19 protein-coding genes are annotated in these 17,965 nt (G+C 60.6%); 10 read left to right on the plus strand and 9 right to left on the minus strand.

All coding sequences use genetic code 11. The annotated features are described in order from the left end of the window. The first annotated feature begins 253 nt into the window (after positions 1–253). The 8 genes from AB731_RS01075 (at position 254) to AB731_RS01110 (ending at position 6,153) form a co-directional block, all read left to right on the plus strand. A complete protein-coding gene (locus AB731_RS01075; RefSeq protein ID WP_047092782.1) occupies positions 254–973 on the plus strand; it encodes a CoA transferase subunit A in 720 nt (239 codons plus the stop codon). Positions 974–1,004: 31 nt separating this feature from the next. Further along, on the plus strand, positions 1,005–1,817 hold the full coding sequence (locus AB731_RS01080; protein WP_156167323.1) for an HAD family hydrolase: 813 nt from the start codon (positions 1,005–1,007) through the stop codon (positions 1,815–1,817). A gap of 12 nt (positions 1,818–1,829) precedes the next feature. Next, positions 1,830–2,480 carry a CoA transferase subunit B gene (locus AB731_RS01085; protein ID WP_047092780.1) on the plus strand — a complete coding sequence of 217 codons (651 nt, stop codon included), beginning with the start codon at positions 1,830–1,832 and terminating at the stop codon, positions 2,478–2,480. 5 nt (positions 2,481–2,485) lie between these two features. Continuing rightward, a complete protein-coding gene (locus tag AB731_RS01090; RefSeq protein ID WP_047092779.1) occupies positions 2,486–3,196 on the plus strand; it encodes a glutathione S-transferase family protein in 711 nt (236 codons plus the stop codon). Positions 3,197–3,310: 114 nt separating this feature from the next. Continuing rightward, entirely contained in the window at positions 3,311–3,811 is a 501-nt protein-coding gene (locus tag AB731_RS01095; RefSeq protein ID WP_407921636.1) for a GbsR/MarR family transcriptional regulator, read from the plus strand. Between the two features lie 24 nt (positions 3,812–3,835). Then, positions 3,836–4,375 (plus strand): hypothetical protein, encoded by a 540-nt coding sequence (locus AB731_RS01100; RefSeq protein ID WP_047092777.1) that lies wholly within the window; start codon positions 3,836–3,838, stop codon positions 4,373–4,375. Positions 4,376–4,390: 15 nt separating this feature from the next. Next, entirely contained in the window at positions 4,391–4,765 is a 375-nt protein-coding gene (locus AB731_RS01105; protein ID WP_047092776.1) for a hypothetical protein, read from the plus strand. Positions 4,766–4,887: 122 nt separating this feature from the next. Beyond that, positions 4,888–6,153: an MFS transporter gene (locus AB731_RS01110; RefSeq protein WP_052768911.1), complete on the plus strand. Its 1,266-nt coding sequence runs from the start codon at positions 4,888–4,890 to the stop codon at positions 6,151–6,153. Here AB731_RS01110 and AB731_RS01115 read toward each other — a convergent pair. The 7 genes from AB731_RS01115 to hisS all read right to left on the minus strand — a co-directional run bounded on the left by AB731_RS01115 (position 6,143) and on the right by hisS (position 14,544). Next, positions 6,143–7,402, minus strand: coding sequence for a DUF418 domain-containing protein (locus AB731_RS01115; protein WP_047092775.1), 1,260 nt, complete (start codon positions 7,400–7,402; stop codon positions 6,143–6,145). The two genes, AB731_RS01110 and AB731_RS01115, sit on opposite strands and share 11 nt — an antisense overlap. Before the next feature lie 15 nt (positions 7,403–7,417). Further along, complete coding sequence (gene metK, locus AB731_RS01120) at positions 7,418–8,626, minus strand: methionine adenosyltransferase (RefSeq protein WP_047092774.1); 1,209 nt, start codon at positions 8,624–8,626, stop codon at positions 7,418–7,420. 48 nt (positions 8,627–8,674) lie between these two features. Continuing rightward, positions 8,675–10,279: an apolipoprotein N-acyltransferase gene (gene lnt / locus AB731_RS01125; protein WP_047092773.1), complete on the minus strand. Its 1,605-nt coding sequence runs from the start codon at positions 10,277–10,279 to the stop codon at positions 8,675–8,677. A gap of 36 nt (positions 10,280–10,315) precedes the next feature. Continuing rightward, positions 10,316–11,131 (minus strand): DUF4167 domain-containing protein, encoded by an 816-nt coding sequence (locus AB731_RS01130; RefSeq protein ID WP_047092772.1) that lies wholly within the window; start codon positions 11,129–11,131, stop codon positions 10,316–10,318. A 197-nt stretch (positions 11,132–11,328) separates the two neighbouring features. Then, entirely contained in the window at positions 11,329–12,198 is an 870-nt protein-coding gene (gene prmC / locus AB731_RS01135; protein ID WP_047093180.1) for a peptide chain release factor N(5)-glutamine methyltransferase, read from the minus strand. Between the two features lie 13 nt (positions 12,199–12,211). After that, complete coding sequence (gene prfA / locus AB731_RS01140; RefSeq protein WP_047092771.1) at positions 12,212–13,279, minus strand: peptide chain release factor 1; 1,068 nt, start codon at positions 13,277–13,279, stop codon at positions 12,212–12,214. Next, positions 13,276–14,544, minus strand: coding sequence for a histidine--tRNA ligase (gene hisS / locus AB731_RS01145; protein WP_047092770.1), 1,269 nt, complete (start codon positions 14,542–14,544; stop codon positions 13,276–13,278). Before hisS ends, prfA begins: the two co-directional genes overlap by 4 nt. A 119-nt stretch (positions 14,545–14,663) precedes the next feature. Here hisS and ppa point away from each other — a divergent pair, with 119 nt between their 5' ends. Both ppa and AB731_RS01155 read left to right on the plus strand, forming a co-directional pair. Then, positions 14,664–15,191, plus strand: coding sequence for an inorganic diphosphatase (gene ppa, locus AB731_RS01150; RefSeq protein ID WP_047092769.1), 528 nt, complete (start codon positions 14,664–14,666; stop codon positions 15,189–15,191). Positions 15,192–15,334: 143 nt separating this feature from the next. Next, positions 15,335–16,066: a hypothetical protein gene (locus AB731_RS01155; protein WP_047092768.1), complete on the plus strand. Its 732-nt coding sequence runs from the start codon at positions 15,335–15,337 to the stop codon at positions 16,064–16,066. Between the two features lie 57 nt (positions 16,067–16,123). Here the strand turns inward: AB731_RS01155 and AB731_RS01160 are convergent, their stop codons facing one another. Further along, positions 16,124–17,446: a mechanosensitive ion channel family protein gene (locus tag AB731_RS01160; protein WP_231638798.1), complete on the minus strand. Its 1,323-nt coding sequence runs from the start codon at positions 17,444–17,446 to the stop codon at positions 16,124–16,126. Between the two features lie 80 nt (positions 17,447–17,526). Next, positions 17,527–17,916, minus strand: coding sequence for a hypothetical protein (locus AB731_RS01165; RefSeq protein ID WP_047092767.1), 390 nt, complete (start codon positions 17,914–17,916; stop codon positions 17,527–17,529). Positions 17,917–17,965 lie beyond the last annotated feature (49 nt).

Consider the following 17,965-nt stretch of genomic DNA (forward strand, 5'->3'; position numbering starts at 1 on the left):
GCTGGGAGAACGTTCATTTCGCAAGTGCGAAAAGAGCAATCTATGTTGCAAATAGCGCAACAGAATTATGCAGGCATTGAATTGTATGGCTTTTTGGTCGCCATACAAAGCCAACCGGGTCTCGAATTGAAACCGGAAACGCTGATTTCCCGAAGCATATGCCGCGCTGCAGCATTGATTCGAACGGGGTGACAATCGGGGCGCCAGCTTCTAATCGCCAAAAGGAACGCAGTTAGCCGCCAAAGGATCTTTGATGCAGAAGCTTTTTCCCGATGCCGCCGCCGCCCTCGACGGAATATTGCATGATGACATGCTGATCGCAGCGGGCGGCTTTGGCCTGTGCGGCATCCCTGAACGGCTGCTTGGTGCAATACAGGACAGCGGAGTGAAAAACCTGACCTTCGCCAGCAACAATGCCGGAATCGACAATGAAGGTATCGGCAAGCTGCTGCGCACGCGGCAGGTCAGCAAGATGATCTCCAGTTATGTCGGCGAGAACAAGGAATTTGAACGCCAATATCTCGCCGGAGAGCTGGAGGTGGAATTCTGCCCCCAAGGTACGCTGGCAGAACGCATGCGCGCAGGCGGGGCGGGCATTCCCGGCTTCTACACCAAGACCGGCGTTGGCACGCAGGTTGCCGAGGGCAAGGAAGTGAAGTCTTTTGAAGGCCCTAATGGACCCGAAGACTATATCCTCGAACACGGCATATTTGCTGACCTTTCCATCATAAAAGCATGGAAGGCGGATGAAACGGGCAATCTGATGTTCCGCAAGACGGCGCGCAATTTCAATCAGCCTGCCGCCACCTGCGGCAAGATTTGCGTGGTGGAAGTGGAAGAAGTGGTGCCCGCAGGCGCGCTCGATCCCGATTGCATCCATCTGCCCGGCGTCTTTGTCCAGCGCATGGTCGTGGGCGCACCGTACGACAAGAAAATCGAGTTCACGACCACCCGCGCACGGCAGGCGGCGTAATGCTGGGGCGCGGCACATCGAGGTGCGCCAATTGAGTTTCATGCGCGCGCCTTTCATCCGGGCAATTGTGCTGATTGCCGCAGCGGTCAGCCTGCAAGGATGCGTGCTTGCCGCAGCAGCCGTGCCGCTGCTCGCGACAGGTGCAGTCGTGCGCAATGCGGTTACCGGGGAACGGACACGGCAGGCGATCGCCGAAGGCAATGCAATCGACCCCGATAGCATCGCGGTGGCATCATTGGGGCAATATGCCCTGGTGGAGGGCAGTTTGCTTCCCGCACCTGTTGCCGCTGCGCCCATTGATGGCCCGTTTGGCGAATTGCGTATGCATGCCCTGGCCGCGCTGGCTGCCGGTATGGACGGGCAGTTTTCCGCGCTCCTCGCCAATCCGGCCAGTCTGCAACCCACGCGCTCACAATGCGAAGCCGGAGTGCCAGCGATCCTGATCGATCTGGATCCGATAGGCGGGCTTGTCCAACTGTCTGGAACGAATGCGCAGAATTCTCCGCTCGTTCCCCTGCTTGATGCATTACGCCGCGAAGGCGTGGCGGTCGCGTGGATCACCGACCGGGAGCCGCAGGATGCAGGCGCAATCCGTCAGCGACTGCTTGAAACGCGTCTTGATCCAACTGCCCGCGACCCGCTGTTCGTGCAGCGCTATCCTGGCGAGCTGAAGCAGTCGCGCCGGCAGGCCCTGCTTGAAACCCATTGTCCGATTGCCATCGCGGGCGACGACGTGCGCGATTTTGATGATCTGTATTTGTATCTGATCGACCCATCCTCTGCTGGCGGCCTTGAGCCGATGATCGGCGATGGATGGTTTCTTATCCCCAATCCGCTCGACTGAAGGAAATATTGTATGTCCGAAGAATCGCATGGCTGGACCCGCGATCAAATGGCCGCCCGCGCCGCGCAGGAGCTGGAGGATGGCTATTACGTCAATCTTGGCATCGGCATCCCCACCTTGGTCGCCAACCACATACCCGAAGGAATGCAGGTCACGCTCCAGAGCGAGAACGGCATGCTCGGCATCGGCCCTTTCCCATATGAAGGCGAGGAAGATGCGGACCTGATCAACGCGGGCAAGCAGACCATCAGCGAGCTTCCGCACAGTGCCTATTTCGACAGCGCGACCAGCTTCGGCATGATCCGCGGCGGGCATATCGACCTTACTGTCCTGGGCGCGATGGAAGTGGCGCAGAATGGCGACATCGCCAATTGGATGATCCCGGGCAAGATGGTGAAAGGCATGGGCGGCGCGATGGATCTGGTCGCAGGCGTCAAAAAGATCATCGTGGTGATGGAGCACACCAGCAAGCACGGTGACCCCAAATTTATTCCCGAATGCACCCTGCCACTGACCGGCACCAATGTGGTCGACATGATCATCACCGATCTCGCGGTATTCCGCCGTCCCGATCATGACAGCCCGTTCAAGCTGGTGGAAATGGCACCCGGTGTGACGGCGGAGGAAGTCGCGGAGAAAACCACTGCGCATTATGTGAGCTGAGATCCGTGTCCGGCTACACCCTCATCACTGCCAATCGGAACTACTCCAGCTGGAGCCTGCGCCCATGGGTTCTGATGAAGGCGCTGGGCATTCCCTTTGCCGACCGGATCGAGCCGTTTGCAAGCGCTGTGAACTACGACGAGTTTCGCGCTTTCTCCCCGACCGGACAGGTGCCGGTGCTTTTGGATAGTGAGCAAACCGTGTGGGATTCGCTCGGCATCGTGCTCTATCTGGCGGAGCGGCATGACGGGGTCTGGCCGATAGACGAGGCCGCGCGGGCCTTTGCCATGTGCGGCACAGCAGAAATGCACGGCGGTTTCTCTGCGATACGCAATCAGTGCCCCATGAATGTGGGCGTGCGCGTGCGCATGGGCCCGCACGACGCGGCGCTGAACAAGGATGTGGCGCGGCTGACAGAGCTGTTCGAGGAAGGGCTGGAGCGCTTTGGCGGGCCATGGCTGGCCGGGCCGGACTTCACCGCGCTCGATGCGTTCTTCGCGCCGGTGGCATTCCGCGTCCGGTCACATGGACTCGACGTTGGTAAAGGCCAGGCGTGGGTGGACCACATCCTCGCGCATCCGGCGATGCGGCAATGGGAAGCCGAGGCATTGGCGGAAGACTGGCGTGAGCCGAGCCATGAGACCGAGATTGGCGAGAGCGGCGAGCTGATCGAGGATTTCCGGACAGGCCCACGCGGCTTACCAGAAGCGGGTTGACTCCCCAGCCGTTCCCGTTATTTCTGAATTTACAGAAATAGAAAAAGGCGGCACCGAGTCTTGAAAGTCACAGACATCCCAGAGGCCGAAGCCTTCATTCTCCATTGGGGGGAAATGGGCACCCATTGGGGCGTGAACCGCTCGGTCAGCCAGATCCATGCTTTGCTTTATCTCAGCGACCGCCCGTTGAATGCGGAGGAAATCTGCGAGACGCTGGGCTTGGCGCGCAGCAATGTATCTACCGGGCTCAAGGAATTGCAGGGTTATGCCATCGTAAAGCGCACCCATGTGATCGGCGACCGGCGGGACCACTTCACTGCCGAAACCGATCTGTGGGACATGCTGATGAAGATCGCGGTGGAGCGCAAGAAGCGCGAGATCGACCCGACTATCGCGGTACTGGCAGAGCTTTCCGACAAGCTGCAGGGCCGCAAGGATGTGCCTGCCCATATTCGCGAGCGGATTGGCCGGATGCACCAGTTCCTCGGCACTCTGGGCGGCTGGTATGATGACGTGCGCCGCCTGCCAAAATCGACGCTGGTCTCGCTGATGAAGATGGGCGGCAAAGTCGCGCGCTTCATCCCGTCTCGCGGCACCAAACCGACCAAGCACTAAGACCTCAATCGAAAGGACTGGCAAATGACAATCCAGCCGAACTCCGACCAGGTATTTCTTAATTTACAGAAATCACAGGCACTCGCGAAGCCTTCGTGCATCGTGGCCCTCTTGCGCGCGGTCGCTGCGGGGACGCTGGTGGGCGGCGGGCCTTTCACGGTGGTTACCATCCTTGTCGCCCTGGACCTCGGCCCGTCGAATGATGTCCTTTCACGCCTCACGCTGGCGTTTGCACCGATCGTGATTGCCGTGCCGCTTGTCCTCGCCGGAATGCTGATGATCGGGCTTCCGACCACACGAATACTTCGTGCGCGCCGCGCCGAAAGGCTCAAGGCCTACCTCGCCGTCGGGGCGTTAGGCGGAGTGCTCTTCGGACTGATCGCGACAGCGTTTTACGGCGATAGTGTGGGTTGGGAGGCCCTCGGAATATTCGGAGCTGCCGGACTAGTTGCGGGGCTCACAGCGAGCTTCGTGTGGGCAAGGCACCGAATGCGGCTGCTCTCGGATGCAAATACGCCGCAACCAGAACCCCGCACCAACCCAATTCACGACCTTCTGTTTTGAGCAAGGAGACGAACAATGATCGAAGCCAGCTATTTCGCCTATCTCGTGATCGCCATCGGCATGACCGGTTGGGTCGCCCGCACTCTCAGCACCAATGGCGAAGTGTTCCTGATCGATTGCTTCGGCCATGATGAACTTTTGGCGCGCAGCACCAATCACCTGCTGGTGGTGGGGTTCTACCTCGTCAACATCGGTTTCATCCTGCTGACCATCAGCCTTGGCGCAGAGCCGGAGACCTATGCCGAGGCGATCCGCTTCGTCGCGACCAAGGTAGGGCTGGCGGTACTGGTCCTGGGCTTCTGGCACTTCTTCAATATGCACGCGATAGCCAGGTTTGGCGGCAAGGTCGGGCGCTGGGTGCGAGAGAACAAGGACGGCGTGCCTGCCTGACGGCCGGCGTATCGCACACTGAAATGGCGGCTTACTCGTGAGGTAACTTTGGGGAGAGCCGCCATTTTCGTTTCCGCTTCACGCGCATCGCAGTCTATGCCCGCAGACGTGAGATATGCTGCATGAAATCCCAAAGGCATTCGCCATGGTTCGCCCTTATCGTACTGGCCGCCATCGGCACGGTAGGCTTTATCGACCGGATCGTGGTGAACGTGCTGGTCGAGCCTGTGAAGGCCGAATTTGACCTTACCGACCTGCAGGTCAGCCTGATGGCATGGGCCTTTGCCGCGCTGAACATCGGCGCGGGACTGGTGGTGGCGCGCATTGCAGAACGCGTGCGGCGCCTGACGCTGATATCAGCAGGCACAATCATCTGGTCCGTGGCCACGGCGCTGTGCGGTACGGCGGGAAGCTGGATACAATTGCTGGTCGCGCGGATGGGCGTGGGGCTTGGAGAAGCCATCGGCCTGCCGGGCAACCAATCTGTGATCGCGGACTATTTCCCCGCCAACAAGCGAGGGCTGGCGATGTCTGTGCTGCTGCTGTCCCCACCGCTTGGCGCATTCTTTGGATTTCTGGGCGGCGGCTGGGTCGCGCAGGAATTTGGCTGGCGGATGACCTTTCTGGTGGCTGCCGTGCCCGGATTGATCCTAGGGGTGGTGGCATGGGTTTTCGTGGCGGAGCCGAAGCGCGGGCAATTTGATCCGGGCGCGGGAGAGGACGTGCCGCCAATCTCCGCCGTGTTCGCGCGCCTGTTTGGCCTGCCAAGCGCGCGCAACTTTGTTGCCGGGTCCGCTCTTGCAGCCATGCTTGGTTTTGGTCTGGTGTTCTTCTTTGCCTCGTTGATGGTGCGCAAATTCGGGCTGGGGCTGGCCGAGGCGGGGCTTTACGCCGGCATCACCGCCAGTCTCCCGGCCGCGCTATCGGTAATCGGCAGCGGCTGGCTTGGAGACCGCTTGGGAGAGCGCAATCCCGCTGCTTACGCCCTGATCCCGGCCATCGCCATGCTGGTTGGCGGACCGCTGTATGCGTTTGCCATTTTGCGGGACGAGCTTGACCTCCTGCTGGTGCTGGTCAGCTTCGCCACTTTCTGCAACTTCGCCTATCTCGGCATCACCTATGCGAGCCTGCAGAACCTGATGCATCCCAGAATGCGCGCCACCGCATCAGCCACATTGACCGGGATTTACGGGATCGCGGGCGGGCTTGGCCCGTCACTGCTCGGCTGGCTGAGTGACCGTCTGGCGCGCGATTATGGTGCTGCCGAAGGACTGGCGCTGGCGATGGCCAGCTGCGGCGCGGTGTATCTTTGGGCCGCAGCGCATTATTTCATCGCCGCCCGCCATTTGCGCGCCGATGGCGATGCTGTGCGCGTCGTCAGCGTTTGAAGGGCAGGCGCGTGCCGCTCGAAAGACTGCGCCACAGCCATTCCGCCGGACCTTGCCGGAAACGGGCGAGCCATGGCGGGGACCATAGCAGCATCGCGGCAATCGGGATGAGGCCTAGCAGCAGCGCTTGCCCTCGCGAAACCTCGGCGAACAGGCCAAGCCCCCAGCCCATGAAAAGGATGGCGAAGATCAGACTGGTCGCGAGATAATTGGTCAGCGCCATGCGTCCGGCGGCGGCCAGGCGTGTAACCAAGGCAGTGCCTCGCCAGGCGCTGCCAAACAGCGCCATCGCCAGTGCAGCCCAGCCGATGCCGAGGAGAAGGTCGAACGGGGCACTCCAGACAAGCGCATTGGCGGTCGTCACAATCGGATCGAAGCCGGTAGTGATGGACCATGCAGCAAGGCCTGCGAGAACTGGCACAGCAATCGCAGCACAGCGTGCTCCCAAAGTGAGCGCACGGCGCGCCTCCCACTGTCCTGCCAGCAATCCGCTGCGCCACAAGGCAACGCCCACAAGCATCGCGGCCAAAGCGGACGGCAGAGACGCGATCACAAAACTGATCTGCTGCGGAGCCTGCGTCAAACGCCGGAACATCCGTTCACCCAGCCCTTCGCCAGCGCGCTCTACTGCAGCGGCAATGGCCTGCGGGTTGTATCCGTAATCCTGCTCCGCCTGAAGATGCGCTGCCGGATCGACCATTGCGCCGCTCGCTCGCTCATACCAATAGGCCAGCCAGTCCCACGCAAACCATCCCGACACCGCAAGCTGCGCCGCCATGATTGCGCCTGCGGCCCACAGCAGGGTCCGCACTTGCCACCCTGCCGCCAGCGGCAACAGCATGCCTGCGACCGCATAGCTGCGCAGCACATCATTGTTGGCGAGCATGATCGCGTGGACCATGGCAATCGCGAGCAGCACCAGCATGCGGGCGTAGTGTCCGCGCAAGGGGTGCTCACGCGCTTTGCCGAGTAGCATCGCCACGCCCGCGCCAAACATCATGGCGAACAGGGTGCGGAACTTGTCCTCGATCAACAGGAAGCTGATCGCCCAGAGCGCCGTTTCCAGCGGGCCATCCCCGCCAAAGGCGCGCGGATTGAAATAGGCGGCGGGCGGCATGGAAAAGGCGATCGCATTCATCGGCACAATGCCGATCACCGCCAGCCCGCGCAAAGCGTCGAGCGCGGTGATGCGCTTGCCATCAGGGGAAAGCACGGAGGCGGTGAGCGGAGTTCCTTCTACGCTCACCATGCCCCGTCCATCACATCAGGCCACAGCGGCCTTCAGGTCGTCCACCAGATCTGTACGCTCCCAAGGGAAGAAATCACCCTCGGCAATGCGACCGAAATGGCCATAGGCCGCGCTTTTGCGATAAATCGGCTTGTTCAGGCCGAGATGCGTACGGATGCCGCGCGGCGTCAGGCCGCCCAGCTTCTCGATGCCCTTGATTGCCTCTTCCAGGGCAGCATCATCCACCGTCCCGGTGCCGTGCGTATCGACGTAAAGCGACAATGGGCTGGACACGCCGATGGCGTAGGCGAGTTGAATCGTGCAGCGCGTGGCAAGGCCGGCTGCAACAATATTCTTTGCCAGATAGCGGGTGATATAGGCCGCGCTGCGGTCAACCTTGGTAGGGTCCTTGCCGCTGAATGCACCGCCGCCATGGGGGGCTGCGCCGCCATAGGTGTCAACAATGATCTTGCGGCCCGTAAGGCCTGCATCGCCATCGGGACCGCCGATCACGAAGCTGCCGGTCGGGTTGATGTGCCACGCGGTTGCGTCGGAAACGAATCCTTCCGGCAGGATATCAGTGACGACGCCCTTCACATAGGCGTGCAATTCAGCTTCCTTTTCGCCTTCGTCATACCCTTCGGCATGCTGGGTGGACACAACCACCGCAGTACAAGCAACCGGCTTGCCGTTTTCGTAACGCAGCGTGACCTGGCTTTTGCTATCGGGTTCAAGGAATGGCGCTGCGCCGCTCTTTCGGTCAGCTGCCAGACGTTCGAGAATCTTGTGGCTGTAATCAATCGGTGCCGGCATCAGGTCGGGCGTTTCATCGCAGGCAAAGCCGAACATGATGCCCTGATCGCCAGCGCCTTCGTCCTTGTTGCCGCTGGCATCAACACCCTGCGCGATGTGCGCGCTCTGGCCGTGCAGGTGGTTTTCGAACGTCAGCGTTTCCCAGTGGAAGCCGTCCTGCTCGTAACCGATGTCGCGAACGGTATTCCGGACGATCTGCTCGATCTCTTGCAGGGCGCCATCGGCCCATTCGCCGTTTTCATACACGCCCTTGCAGCGGATTTCGCCAGCCAGAACAACGCGCTGGGTCGCGGTCATTGTTTCACAGGCGATGCGGGCTTCAGGATCTTTTGCCAGCATCATATCGACGATGGCATCGGAAATCTGGTCAGAAACCTTGTCAGGATGACCTTCGGAAACGCTTTCGGAAGTAAACAGGTAGGATTGGCGCATGTTGGAGATTGCCTTCTCGTGGATCTGGAATGGATTTGATGCGCGGCTCTAACGAGCCTTTCGCCGCATGGCAACGATGCCGGTCAGCAGGATGATCGCCGCCCAGATCAGCGACAGCAGATTGCCCATCCGGGCAAACAGAGTTGGCGCAGCTGCAGGGGGAACAACCGTGTCGATCCGGCCCGTCATATTCTGCCCGAGATAGTTACGGACGACACCGCGCGGATCGATAACTGCGCTGATACCCTTGTTCGTGGCGCGCAGCACTGGCAGGCCTTCCTCGATTGCCCGCATGCGCGATTGCGCCAGAAACTGCGGAGGACCGAAGCCATTGAACCAGCCTTCACTGGAAGGATTGAAGATAAAGTCCGGCCGATTGGCGCGGTCTGTCACCTGTCCGGGGAAGGCAATCTCGTAACAAACTTGCAGGCCTACCTTACCATATTCGCCCAGATCGAGCGTTTGCGGTCCCGGTCCGGGCCAGAAATCAATACTGCCCGCCACAAGACGCGACAGACCCAGCGGCTCCAGCAATTCGCGCATCGGCAGATATTCACCAAATGGCACCAGATGCGCCTTGTCATAACCGCCCAGCAATTCACCCTGGGCAGAGACCGCTGTCACTGCGTTGCGCGCGCCGATCGCCCGTTCAATGCCGCTTTCATCCGCGCCGATTTCCAGATCGACCGCACCCGTCAGCAAGACACTGCCGGCACCAACCGATTGGCCAAGGCGGCGACGCGCGAAAATCGGGCTGCCCAGCGCAGTTGTCCGGTCATAATAGCGCTGCGGATAGCCTTCCCGCAGATAATCGACCATGCCGCTTTCGGGCCAAAGGACAATGCGTGGCCTGGGGTCCTGCCTATCGAGCGGCAGTGAAAGACCCGCCAATTGCTGGAAGTTGGGCTCAAACGCGCGCGGATCGTTAAGTGTTTCCTGCAAGATATCGGGCTGCACAATGGTGACCAGCAGATCGCCCTCTCGAGGAGCGGGCGCTGGCCAATACATGCCTGCTGTCACCAATGCCGCCACCAGCGCCATTACGCGCAGTCGCCTCTCGCCCGCCAACAGAACTACCGCTGTGCCCAGCAGCATGGCGATCCCGGACAGGGCATAAGTGCCCATGAGCGGGGACAGTGCAGCAAGGCCGGGACGGTCGAACGGGCCGAGCAATATCATCCCGAAGGGGTTCCACGCATAACCGGAAAAGGCCCACCCGCGCAGCCATTCGGTCACAATCCACGCAGCGGAAAACACCAGAGCAAAGGCCCATCCCTGGCCTTTGCGGCCGATGATATGCGCGATGAGCGCCGCCAAGGCGGGATAAGCCGCAAGATAAATTGCCAGCAGCGGCACGGCGAACCAGCCAAGCACCTCCGGCATTTGCGCCTGGTAAGTGAAAGAGGTGGCAATCCAGTTGTTGCCGAGTGTGAAATGCGCCCAGCCGAACAGCCAGCCGAGCCATAAGGCCTGTTTGCGGGTTTCTGCCCGTGAAACGAGCACAACGAGCAGCCCCCCTGCGACCGCGGCTACAGGCCACAGGCCCAGCGGCTCAAAGCCCGCAGCACTCAGCAGGCCGAGCGCGAGCGCCCAAAGCCAGCTGCGCGCAGGGCTATGATCGATTATCGGAAACGAGCGGCCAATCAAGGTCATGCGACAGGCAAGTGCGGCGCGCCGGAAACCGGGCAATCAGCCGACGGCTTCGAGCGATTCTTCACCGTCTTCATCACGCGGACGGCGGCGAGGGCGAAGGCCCTTCTTTGCCTTTGGCGATTCGTCAGCATCACCGGAGGCAGCTGCGCTGCCACGCGAAATGGCTGGCGGCAGCATGCTTGGATCAAGGCTGCCATCATTGTTCGCGGCATCTTCCGTCACAGCCTTCTTGCGAGGGCGTGCAGCGCGCGGCCTGTCTGACTTGGTCCCGTCTGATTTGGGCCCGTCTGACGAATCCTTCTCCACACGCGGCTTGCGCGGCTGACGCGGTTTTGGCGCATCGCGGGTGAACGGGTTTTCGCCATCATCCTGATCGCCTTCGTCGCCTTCATTACCCTGCTCGGGTTCATTCGAATCCCTGCGCTGGCGGGGGTTCCGGCGCGGCTTACCGCGGTCATTGTCACGATCGTTGTTGCGGTCGCCGCCGCGGTCGTTGCTGCGGCCACTCTGGCGATCATCATCATCATCGTCATCGCGGTCGTCCGAACTGTCAGAATCGCCGCGTTCGCCATCACGCTTCGCGCGCTGTTCGTCTTTCTGCGCCTTGATGTCGGCCAGGACGCGGAAATAATGATCCGCGAACTGCAGATAATATTCGGTTTGCACCCTGTCGTCATTCAGCTGCGCTTCGTGAGCAAGCTTCTTGTACTTGTCCAGCATCTGCGGCGCATTGCCGCGCGACCGGCTGTCGATCCGGTTGGCCTGGTTCGGGCTTCCGCCACCACCACCACGGTTGCTGCTATTGCTGCTTCCGCGGCCCCGGCGACGATTGTTATTGCGATTGTTGTTCAAAGGAATTCCGCTTCCTGTCTCGATCGGCAGCCTTTTGGCCGCATGCGATCAGATGACCCCTTATCGAACGCATCCCACATGGATTGCAGTTCGCCCATCATCTGCGCGAATGAAAGCGGTAGACCGCCCCCTGTCAGGCAAATGTAGGAGTTTTAAGGACCCGGGCAATTCCCTGCAACCGAGGCCTTGCATTAGAGTTAGCTATTCGATTCGCCTTTGCCAAGCTTTAATCGCAACACAATTGCCCTGTCCCGTCCGGCCAGATCTACACGAACATCGGCTGCAAAGCCTTGCTCTGAAGCGATTTTCATGACGCTGGCGGCTTGCATATGCCCGATTTCAAGCACTGCTACGCCCGTTTCTGTCAACAATTGCGGCAATTGCGGGATCAAAATTCGGTAATCGTCCAGCCCTTCGGGTCCGGAAAACAGCGCCTGCGGGGGCTCATATGCGCGCACATCGGGGGAAAGATCAGCGTCGACCTCGACATAGGGCGGATTGGCGATGATGAGATCGAAAGTACCGAAAGCATCCGCCCACCCTGCTTTGGTCCAGTCTTTCTCCAGCATCTGCGCGCGCTGCGTAACACCAAGGGCAACGGCGTTGCGTCTGGCCACCTCCAGCGCGGCTGGCGAACTGTCGATCCCCACGCCGCGGGCATCGGAACGTTCTGCGAGCAACGTCAGCAGCAACGCGCCTGACCCTGTGCCGCAATCGAGCACTCGTCTGGGCTCCGGTGCTGCTTCGAGCGCAGCCTGAACCACGCTTTCACTGTCCGCTCGGGGGATCAGCACATCCGGCGTTACCATGAACTCACGGCCGTAAAATTCCTGCACGCCGAGGATGTAGGCCACGGGTTCGTTTGCCGCGCGGCGAGAGATCAGCGCCTCGAAGGCGCCGGGCGCCGTATCCCGCATGTGCCGCAGCAACAGATCGGAGCGGGATGAACCCAGCGCTTGGGCCATGAGCAATTCTGCATCAAGCCTTGCTGTGCCAGAGGTTTGTGAAAGGCGCTGTGCAGCATCCCTGATCGCAGCGGCGACTGTCACGCGTGTCCCGTCACTCATCACCCATCACTCATCACTCATCCATCGCCGCCAGCCGCTTGGCCTCGTCCTCTGCAATGAGCGCGTCGGTAAGTTCGCGCAGGCCCGGACCAGCAAGCACTTCTTCCAGCTTGTGCAGGGTCAGCCCGATGCGGTGATCGGTGACGCGGCCTTGCGGGAAATTGTAGGTGCGGATGCGTTCGGAGCGGTCGCCGCTGCCGACCATCGCCTTGCGCGCCTCTGCCTCTGCCCCAGCCACGCTTTCGCGCTGTTGTTCGTACAGGCGCGCGCGCAGCACCTGCATCGCCTTTTCCTTGTTCTTGTGCTGGCTGCGGCCATCCTGACAGGTGACGACGATGCCGCTTGGTTCATGCGTGATGCGAATCGCGCTGTCGGTAGTATTCACGTGCTGCCCGCCCGCCCCGCTGGCGCGGTAGGTGTCGATTTTCAGATCCGTCGCGTCGATATGGATGTCAACCTCGTCCGGCTCCGGCAGGACGGCCACGGTGGCGGCAGAGGTGTGAATCCGCCCGCCGCTTTCGGTGACAGGAACACGCTGCACCCGGTGGACGCCGCTTTCAAACTTCAGCTTGGCGAACACGCCGGTGCCTTTGATGTTGGCGACGATTTCCTTGAAGCCGCCGACTTCAGCGGCATTCATGCTGACCGTCTCCACCTTCCAGCCGCATTCCGCCGCGAAACGTTCGTACATGCGGAACAGATCGCCGGCGAACAGAGCAGCTTCATCGCCGCCCGTGCCTGCACGGATTTCCAGCATGGCCGGCTTTGCATCCGCGCTATCTTTGGGCAGCATGGCGAGCGCCAGCTGCTTTTCGGCCAGCGGCAGGCGCTGCTGGATCGCGGCAAGCTCCTCCTCCGCCATGGCCTTCATTTCGGGATCGGCGAGCATTTCTGTCAGGCCCGCAATTTCCTCGCGCATGGCCTGCACTTCGGCAGAGGATTTGGCGACCGGCTCCAGCTCGGCATAGTCGCGCGACGCCTGAACGAACTCCTCGCCCTCAAGCTGCCCCGACGCCATGCGCGCCTCAAGCTCGGCAAAGCGGTTGGCGATCTGTCGCAGGCGTTCGGCGGGGATGGTCATTTTCGAGCCCGTCGAAATTCCTCGACCAGTCGTTCCAACCGACTTGCTCGTACATCATCAGTATCATCAGAAGCGATGTTCGTGGATGCCTCCCCATCGCGGAAATCCATCGAAATGAGGTTCAGCGGTTCTGATTTCCTCGCCTTGTCATAACGTTTGCGCTTGCCACCGCTCGCAAAGACCTCGACCGAAAGCCCCTCTTTGCGAAGGTGTTGTGCAAGCTCGTACGCTTCGCCAACGCGCTCGTCCGATTCCGCTGCGATGGCGACCTCTGCAACCTCAGGTCGCACGGAAACCAACATAGCCAGCCGCTCGATCCCGGCGGCCCAGCCGACCGCAGGCGTTGGCGCGCCGCCGAGCGATTCCATCAGTCCGTCATAGCGCCCACCGCCCAAGATGGTGCTCTGCGAACCCAGAGCATCCGCCGCTGCCGAGCCTTCGTCGGGAATGAATTCAAACGCCGTGTGGCGATAGTAATCCAGCCCGCGCACAAGGCTTTCGGCGCGCTTCCATTTGACGCCCGCTGCATCCAGCCCGCTGGTCACGGCCTCGAAAAACGCCTTCGCCTCATCGGACAGGAACGCATCGATCTTGGGCGCATCGGCCACGAATTTCTGGTCGCGGCGGTCCTTGCTGTCGAGAATGCGAAGCGGGTTCTTCTCCAGCCGCTCCTGCGAATCTTCGGAAAGCTCATCCTTCACCGCGCTGAAATACTCGACCAGCGCCGCGCGCCATGCCTCCCGGCTGTCCCCATCGCCCAGCGTGTTGAGGTGCAGGGTCACGCCCTCGATGCCCAGCTCCTTCAGCAACTGGTCAGCCATCGCCAGCAGCTCCACATCGGCCTGCGGTTCGCCTGCGCCGATGATCTCGGCATCGATCTGGTGGAACTGGCGGTAGCGGCCCTTTTGCGGGCGCTCGTACCGGAACAGCGGGCCGTGCGTCGCCACCTTCAGCGGCGCGTGCTGCTGCCAGCCGTTGGATAGATACGCGCGCGCAATCCCGGCGGTGAATTCGGGCCGCAAGGTGAGCGAGTCGCCGCCGCGATCCTCGAACGAATACATTTCCTTGGAGACAACATCGGTCGTCTCGCCAATCGCGCGGCTGAACACTTCGGTCTTTTCGAACACCGGCATTTCCACGCGGCGGAAACGGTAAAGCTTTCGCACTCGCTCAAATGTTTCGACCACAAAGGCAAACGCCTCCGCCTCCGGCCCGAAAATGTCCTGCGTCCCGCGAATTGCTTGTGGTGTATTGCCTTTTGCCATGGGGCGGCACTTAAGGTCCGCACGCCGCACTGGCAATGCTCTCGCGCTTAAGCTAGGCGCGCCCTGTATTTTCAGCCTGATGGCGGAGCGCGGCTCCCGCCCTGCAAGTGAGACTTATTATGCGCATCGAACATATCCCGACGGGCGACAATCCGCCGGAAAGCCTTAACGTCATCATCGAAGTCCCAACGGGCGGCGAACCGGTGAAATATGAATTTGACAAGCCTTCGGGCGCGTTGTTCGTGGACCGCATCCTGCATACGCCGATGCGTTACCCGGCCAATTACGGCTTCGTGCCGCATACACTCAGCCCCGACGGCGATCCGCTGGACGCGCTCGTGATTGCCCGTTCCCCCTTCATCGCAGGCTGCGTTGTCCGCGCCCGTCCCATCGGCGTGCTGAACCTTGAAGACGAGCATGGCGGCGATGAAAAGCTGATCTGCGTGCCGGTGGACACGACGTTCCCGTATTATTCGGACGTTGCCGAAACGAAGGATTTGCCGAGCATCATCATGCAGCAGATCGAGCACTTCTTCACCCATTACAAGGATCTCGAAGCTGAAAAGTGGGTCCGTGTCGGTAAGTGGGGCGACACTGCTGAAGCCAAGCAGGTTGTGATTGAAGCGATTGAGCGCGCGAAGGGGTAGGGTAAAAAAACTGCCTGTTATCAAGCTGTTTGCAAACATTCGCGACGCTGCGCTAAACGTAGATCGCTACGGCAGAAAAGTGTCGGGCCGGACTGGACGTATCGCAATGGGAAACAGGCATGGTTCGATTGCTCTTGAATAGAATGGCAGAAGTCCTGCGCGACGGGTTGCGCATCTGGCGAATGGCCCCGCTTATTCCTGCGCTGATTGTGTTGCCTGAATTTGCTCAACACATCGCCGAGATACAGATAGGCATGTTCGAAAGCCGCGATGCCGGGGTGGCTTTGGCGGATGATCCTACACGGTGGGCCTTCGGGTACATCAAGATAGCCGGATTGGTTCTGGCGATATTCGCGGCGGTCCGTTTCTGGGGAGGGTTACGTACCGGACAGCGGTGGTGGGATCTCTCGGCCATTGGCTGGCGCAATGTTGGCATTGCTATCGTTCTGACTGTGCTGACTTCGTTACCCGGAAAACTTCTTGAAAGTAGTATCGGGGAAGAGAAAGCGGGATGGATCGATATTGCCCTCGGTTTGGCCACGCTGCCACTCATCGTCTTGCTGGTGCACGGGCTTTCCGGCAACCGGGAAAGCAGCTTGGGCAGCGTATTTCGAAATGGCTGGCTGGCGGCCATACGAATTCTCGTCTTCGCTGCACTGGTTTGGCTGCCACTGCAGTTTCTGCACAGCAAGAACCACGACTGGGCATTCGGCGCACCCGACGCGCTTGTTTGGGGTCTTATGGTCTTCGACAGCTTGGTTGTGGGATTGCTGGCCACAATGGCCGGAACGGCCATCCATCATGGCGCAGTCCCATTGCGCGAGAAAATTGCGCCTCCAGTGGGAAATGCCACGGCAGATCTTCAACCAATCTAGCCCGAGGCGATCAATCTGGTTTTCGCCAGTTTGCGCGCATTTCAACGAGCGTGAACTCTACTCCACTGGTCTGTCGCTATCGAGCAGGTCGTTCTTCTGCTCTCCCGCATCCTGCCGCTCCGCATCAACCATGCGCTCGACTTCGTTTTCGGGCGCGACGTCTTCTTCTTCAAGTGAGCGGGCTGGCGATTTCGGAGCTTTCGGCGCGGGCGGCGGTGCGGGCGAAGGCGCGGGACGCTCGCTGACGTTTTCGAATGGCAGGCTGGCAGTGCGCTGGTCGAAGCGCAGGCGATAAATCGGTTCCGGCAAAGCGAAGCCTGCGTCCTCCAGCGCGCCCTTACAGGCTGCAATGGAGCGGCTTCTGGCCTTGTGGAAATCGGCCTCGCGCTGATCGATCCAGCCAAGGAACCTTAGAACCACGTTGGAATCGCCTACTTCGACAATCCGTACCTCGGCAGCTGGATTGTTCAGCACGAAAGACAAGCCACCAAGTGTTTCCTGCCCCAGGCAGCGCGCAGCCTCTGCATCGTCATCCGCATCCACGCCCAGCACAAAATCGAACCGTCGCTGAGGGTTGCGGGTGTAGTTGAGGATCGTGCCTTTGAAGACGGTGGAATTGGGAATGCGCAGGTGGTTGCCATCCAGCGTCATCATTATAGTGGCGCGGCTGGTCAGCCGGATCACGCGGCCCTCCTGACCCTCGATCACAACGTGATCATTGGCGCGGAACGGCTGGCGCAAACTGAGCATCAGGCTGGCGACATAATTCTCGATCGTGTCGCGCATGGCAAAGCCCAGGGCGACACCAATCACGCCTGCACCGCCCAGTACCGCGCCCATCAGAGCGCCCGCACCGATCATATCGAGCGCAACCACCGCGGCGAGAATAACGAATATGAAACGCAGTGCGCTGGAGATTAGCTCGGCCAGAAAGACATTGGGCGCGATCCGGGTCCACAGGCCGCGAAAGGACGCGAGCAAATAGCCGAAACCTGCAATCAGCAGGCCAACCACCACCGCAAAACCCACCAAGGGCACCATCCGCCAGGCGTCCCGAAGCTTGTCCTCCAGCCCGCCTACGCCCGCACCGATGTTCACCGAAACATCGCGTTCGATCGCATTTTCAACCGTTACCACGCCGTCCACTCCGATGGCGATGCTTTCCGCCCTCGCCGCGGCCTCCGCATCGGGCGCAGTGCCTGTCAGGGAAACGACGCCTTCGGATACGCTGACCGTCACAGCAGAAAGGCTGGGCACGTTGGCGAAAATATCGGCGAGGCGCGCGGCGATGCGATCATCCGCGCCGTCAACCTGTTCGACCTCGATGGATCCCGCTTCGGGCGCGTTCGGCACGGCCTCGGACGCGGGGGCATCTGGCACAATCGCTGCCTGCGCAGTTGCAACGCCCCCAGCTAACGGGAGGACCAGCAGGAGCGGGGCAAAAAGGCGTGCGAGTGTTTTCAGAAGAGTGCGGCGATACCCTGGAAGCCGAATGTCAGCGCCACAGGAAGGCCGATTGCCGCGCACCACAGCAAGATCATTTCCTTGCGGAAAACGGGCGCAAGATCCGGATCGGTCGCTTCTGAATCAGTGAGCCGTTCCCAGCGCATTTCAAGCCAGCGGCAAGCCGGAATAATGGCGGCAACCAGCACGATAAGCGCGAAATACGGCAGAACAGAGCCATGGCCCGTCTTAAGTTCCTGCATGGTCAGGAAAATGTGCAGGCCGGTGTAAACCAGCAGGCCGAACGCCACGTGATCGCTTACCTTGCGGCGCCAGTCTATCCCTGTTTCCGATTGCGCAACCGCCGGCTCTTGCCCGTGCGATCGGTGCGAAAGCGCTTTTGCCATCAGAATCCCCTTTCCAGTCCTTGTTTAACTGTATTTCAAATTTGCTGGC

The organism is Aurantiacibacter marinus (assembly GCF_001021555.1).
Classification (GTDB): domain Bacteria; phylum Pseudomonadota; class Alphaproteobacteria; order Sphingomonadales; family Sphingomonadaceae; genus Alteraurantiacibacter; species Alteraurantiacibacter marinus.

Coding starts and splice junctions, on each gene's coding strand:
- AB731_RS01075 (WP_047092782.1), top strand. CDS start 254: ATGCAGAAGCTTTTTCCCGATGCCGCCGCCGCCCTCGACGGAATATTG.
- AB731_RS01085 (WP_047092780.1), top strand. CDS start 1,830: ATGTCCGAAGAATCGCATGGCTGGACCCGCGATCAAATGGCCGCCCGC.
- AB731_RS01095 (WP_407921636.1), top strand. CDS start 3,311: ATGGGCACCCATTGGGGCGTGAACCGCTCGGTCAGCCAGATCCATGCT.
- AB731_RS01100 (WP_047092777.1), top strand. CDS start 3,836: ATGACAATCCAGCCGAACTCCGACCAGGTATTTCTTAATTTACAGAAA.
- AB731_RS01105 (WP_047092776.1), top strand. CDS start 4,391: ATGATCGAAGCCAGCTATTTCGCCTATCTCGTGATCGCCATCGGCATG.
- AB731_RS01110 (WP_052768911.1), top strand. CDS start 4,888: ATGAAATCCCAAAGGCATTCGCCATGGTTCGCCCTTATCGTACTGGCC.
- AB731_RS01115 (WP_047092775.1), bottom strand. CDS start 7,402: ATGGTGAGCGTAGAAGGAACTCCGCTCACCGCCTCCGTGCTTTCCCCT.
- metK (WP_047092774.1), bottom strand. CDS start 8,626: ATGCGCCAATCCTACCTGTTTACTTCCGAAAGCGTTTCCGAAGGTCAT.
- lnt (WP_047092773.1), bottom strand. CDS start 10,279: ATGACCTTGATTGGCCGCTCGTTTCCGATAATCGATCATAGCCCTGCG.
- prmC (WP_047093180.1), bottom strand. CDS start 12,198: ATGAGTGACGGGACACGCGTGACAGTCGCCGCTGCGATCAGGGATGCT.
- prfA (WP_047092771.1), bottom strand. CDS start 13,279: ATGACCATCCCCGCCGAACGCCTGCGACAGATCGCCAACCGCTTTGCC.
- hisS (WP_047092770.1), bottom strand. CDS start 14,544: ATGGCAAAAGGCAATACACCACAAGCAATTCGCGGGACGCAGGACATT.
- ppa (WP_047092769.1), top strand. CDS start 14,664: ATGCGCATCGAACATATCCCGACGGGCGACAATCCGCCGGAAAGCCTT.
- AB731_RS01155 (WP_047092768.1), top strand. CDS start 15,335: ATGGCAGAAGTCCTGCGCGACGGGTTGCGCATCTGGCGAATGGCCCCG.
- AB731_RS01165 (WP_047092767.1), bottom strand. CDS start 17,916: ATGGCAAAAGCGCTTTCGCACCGATCGCACGGGCAAGAGCCGGCGGTT.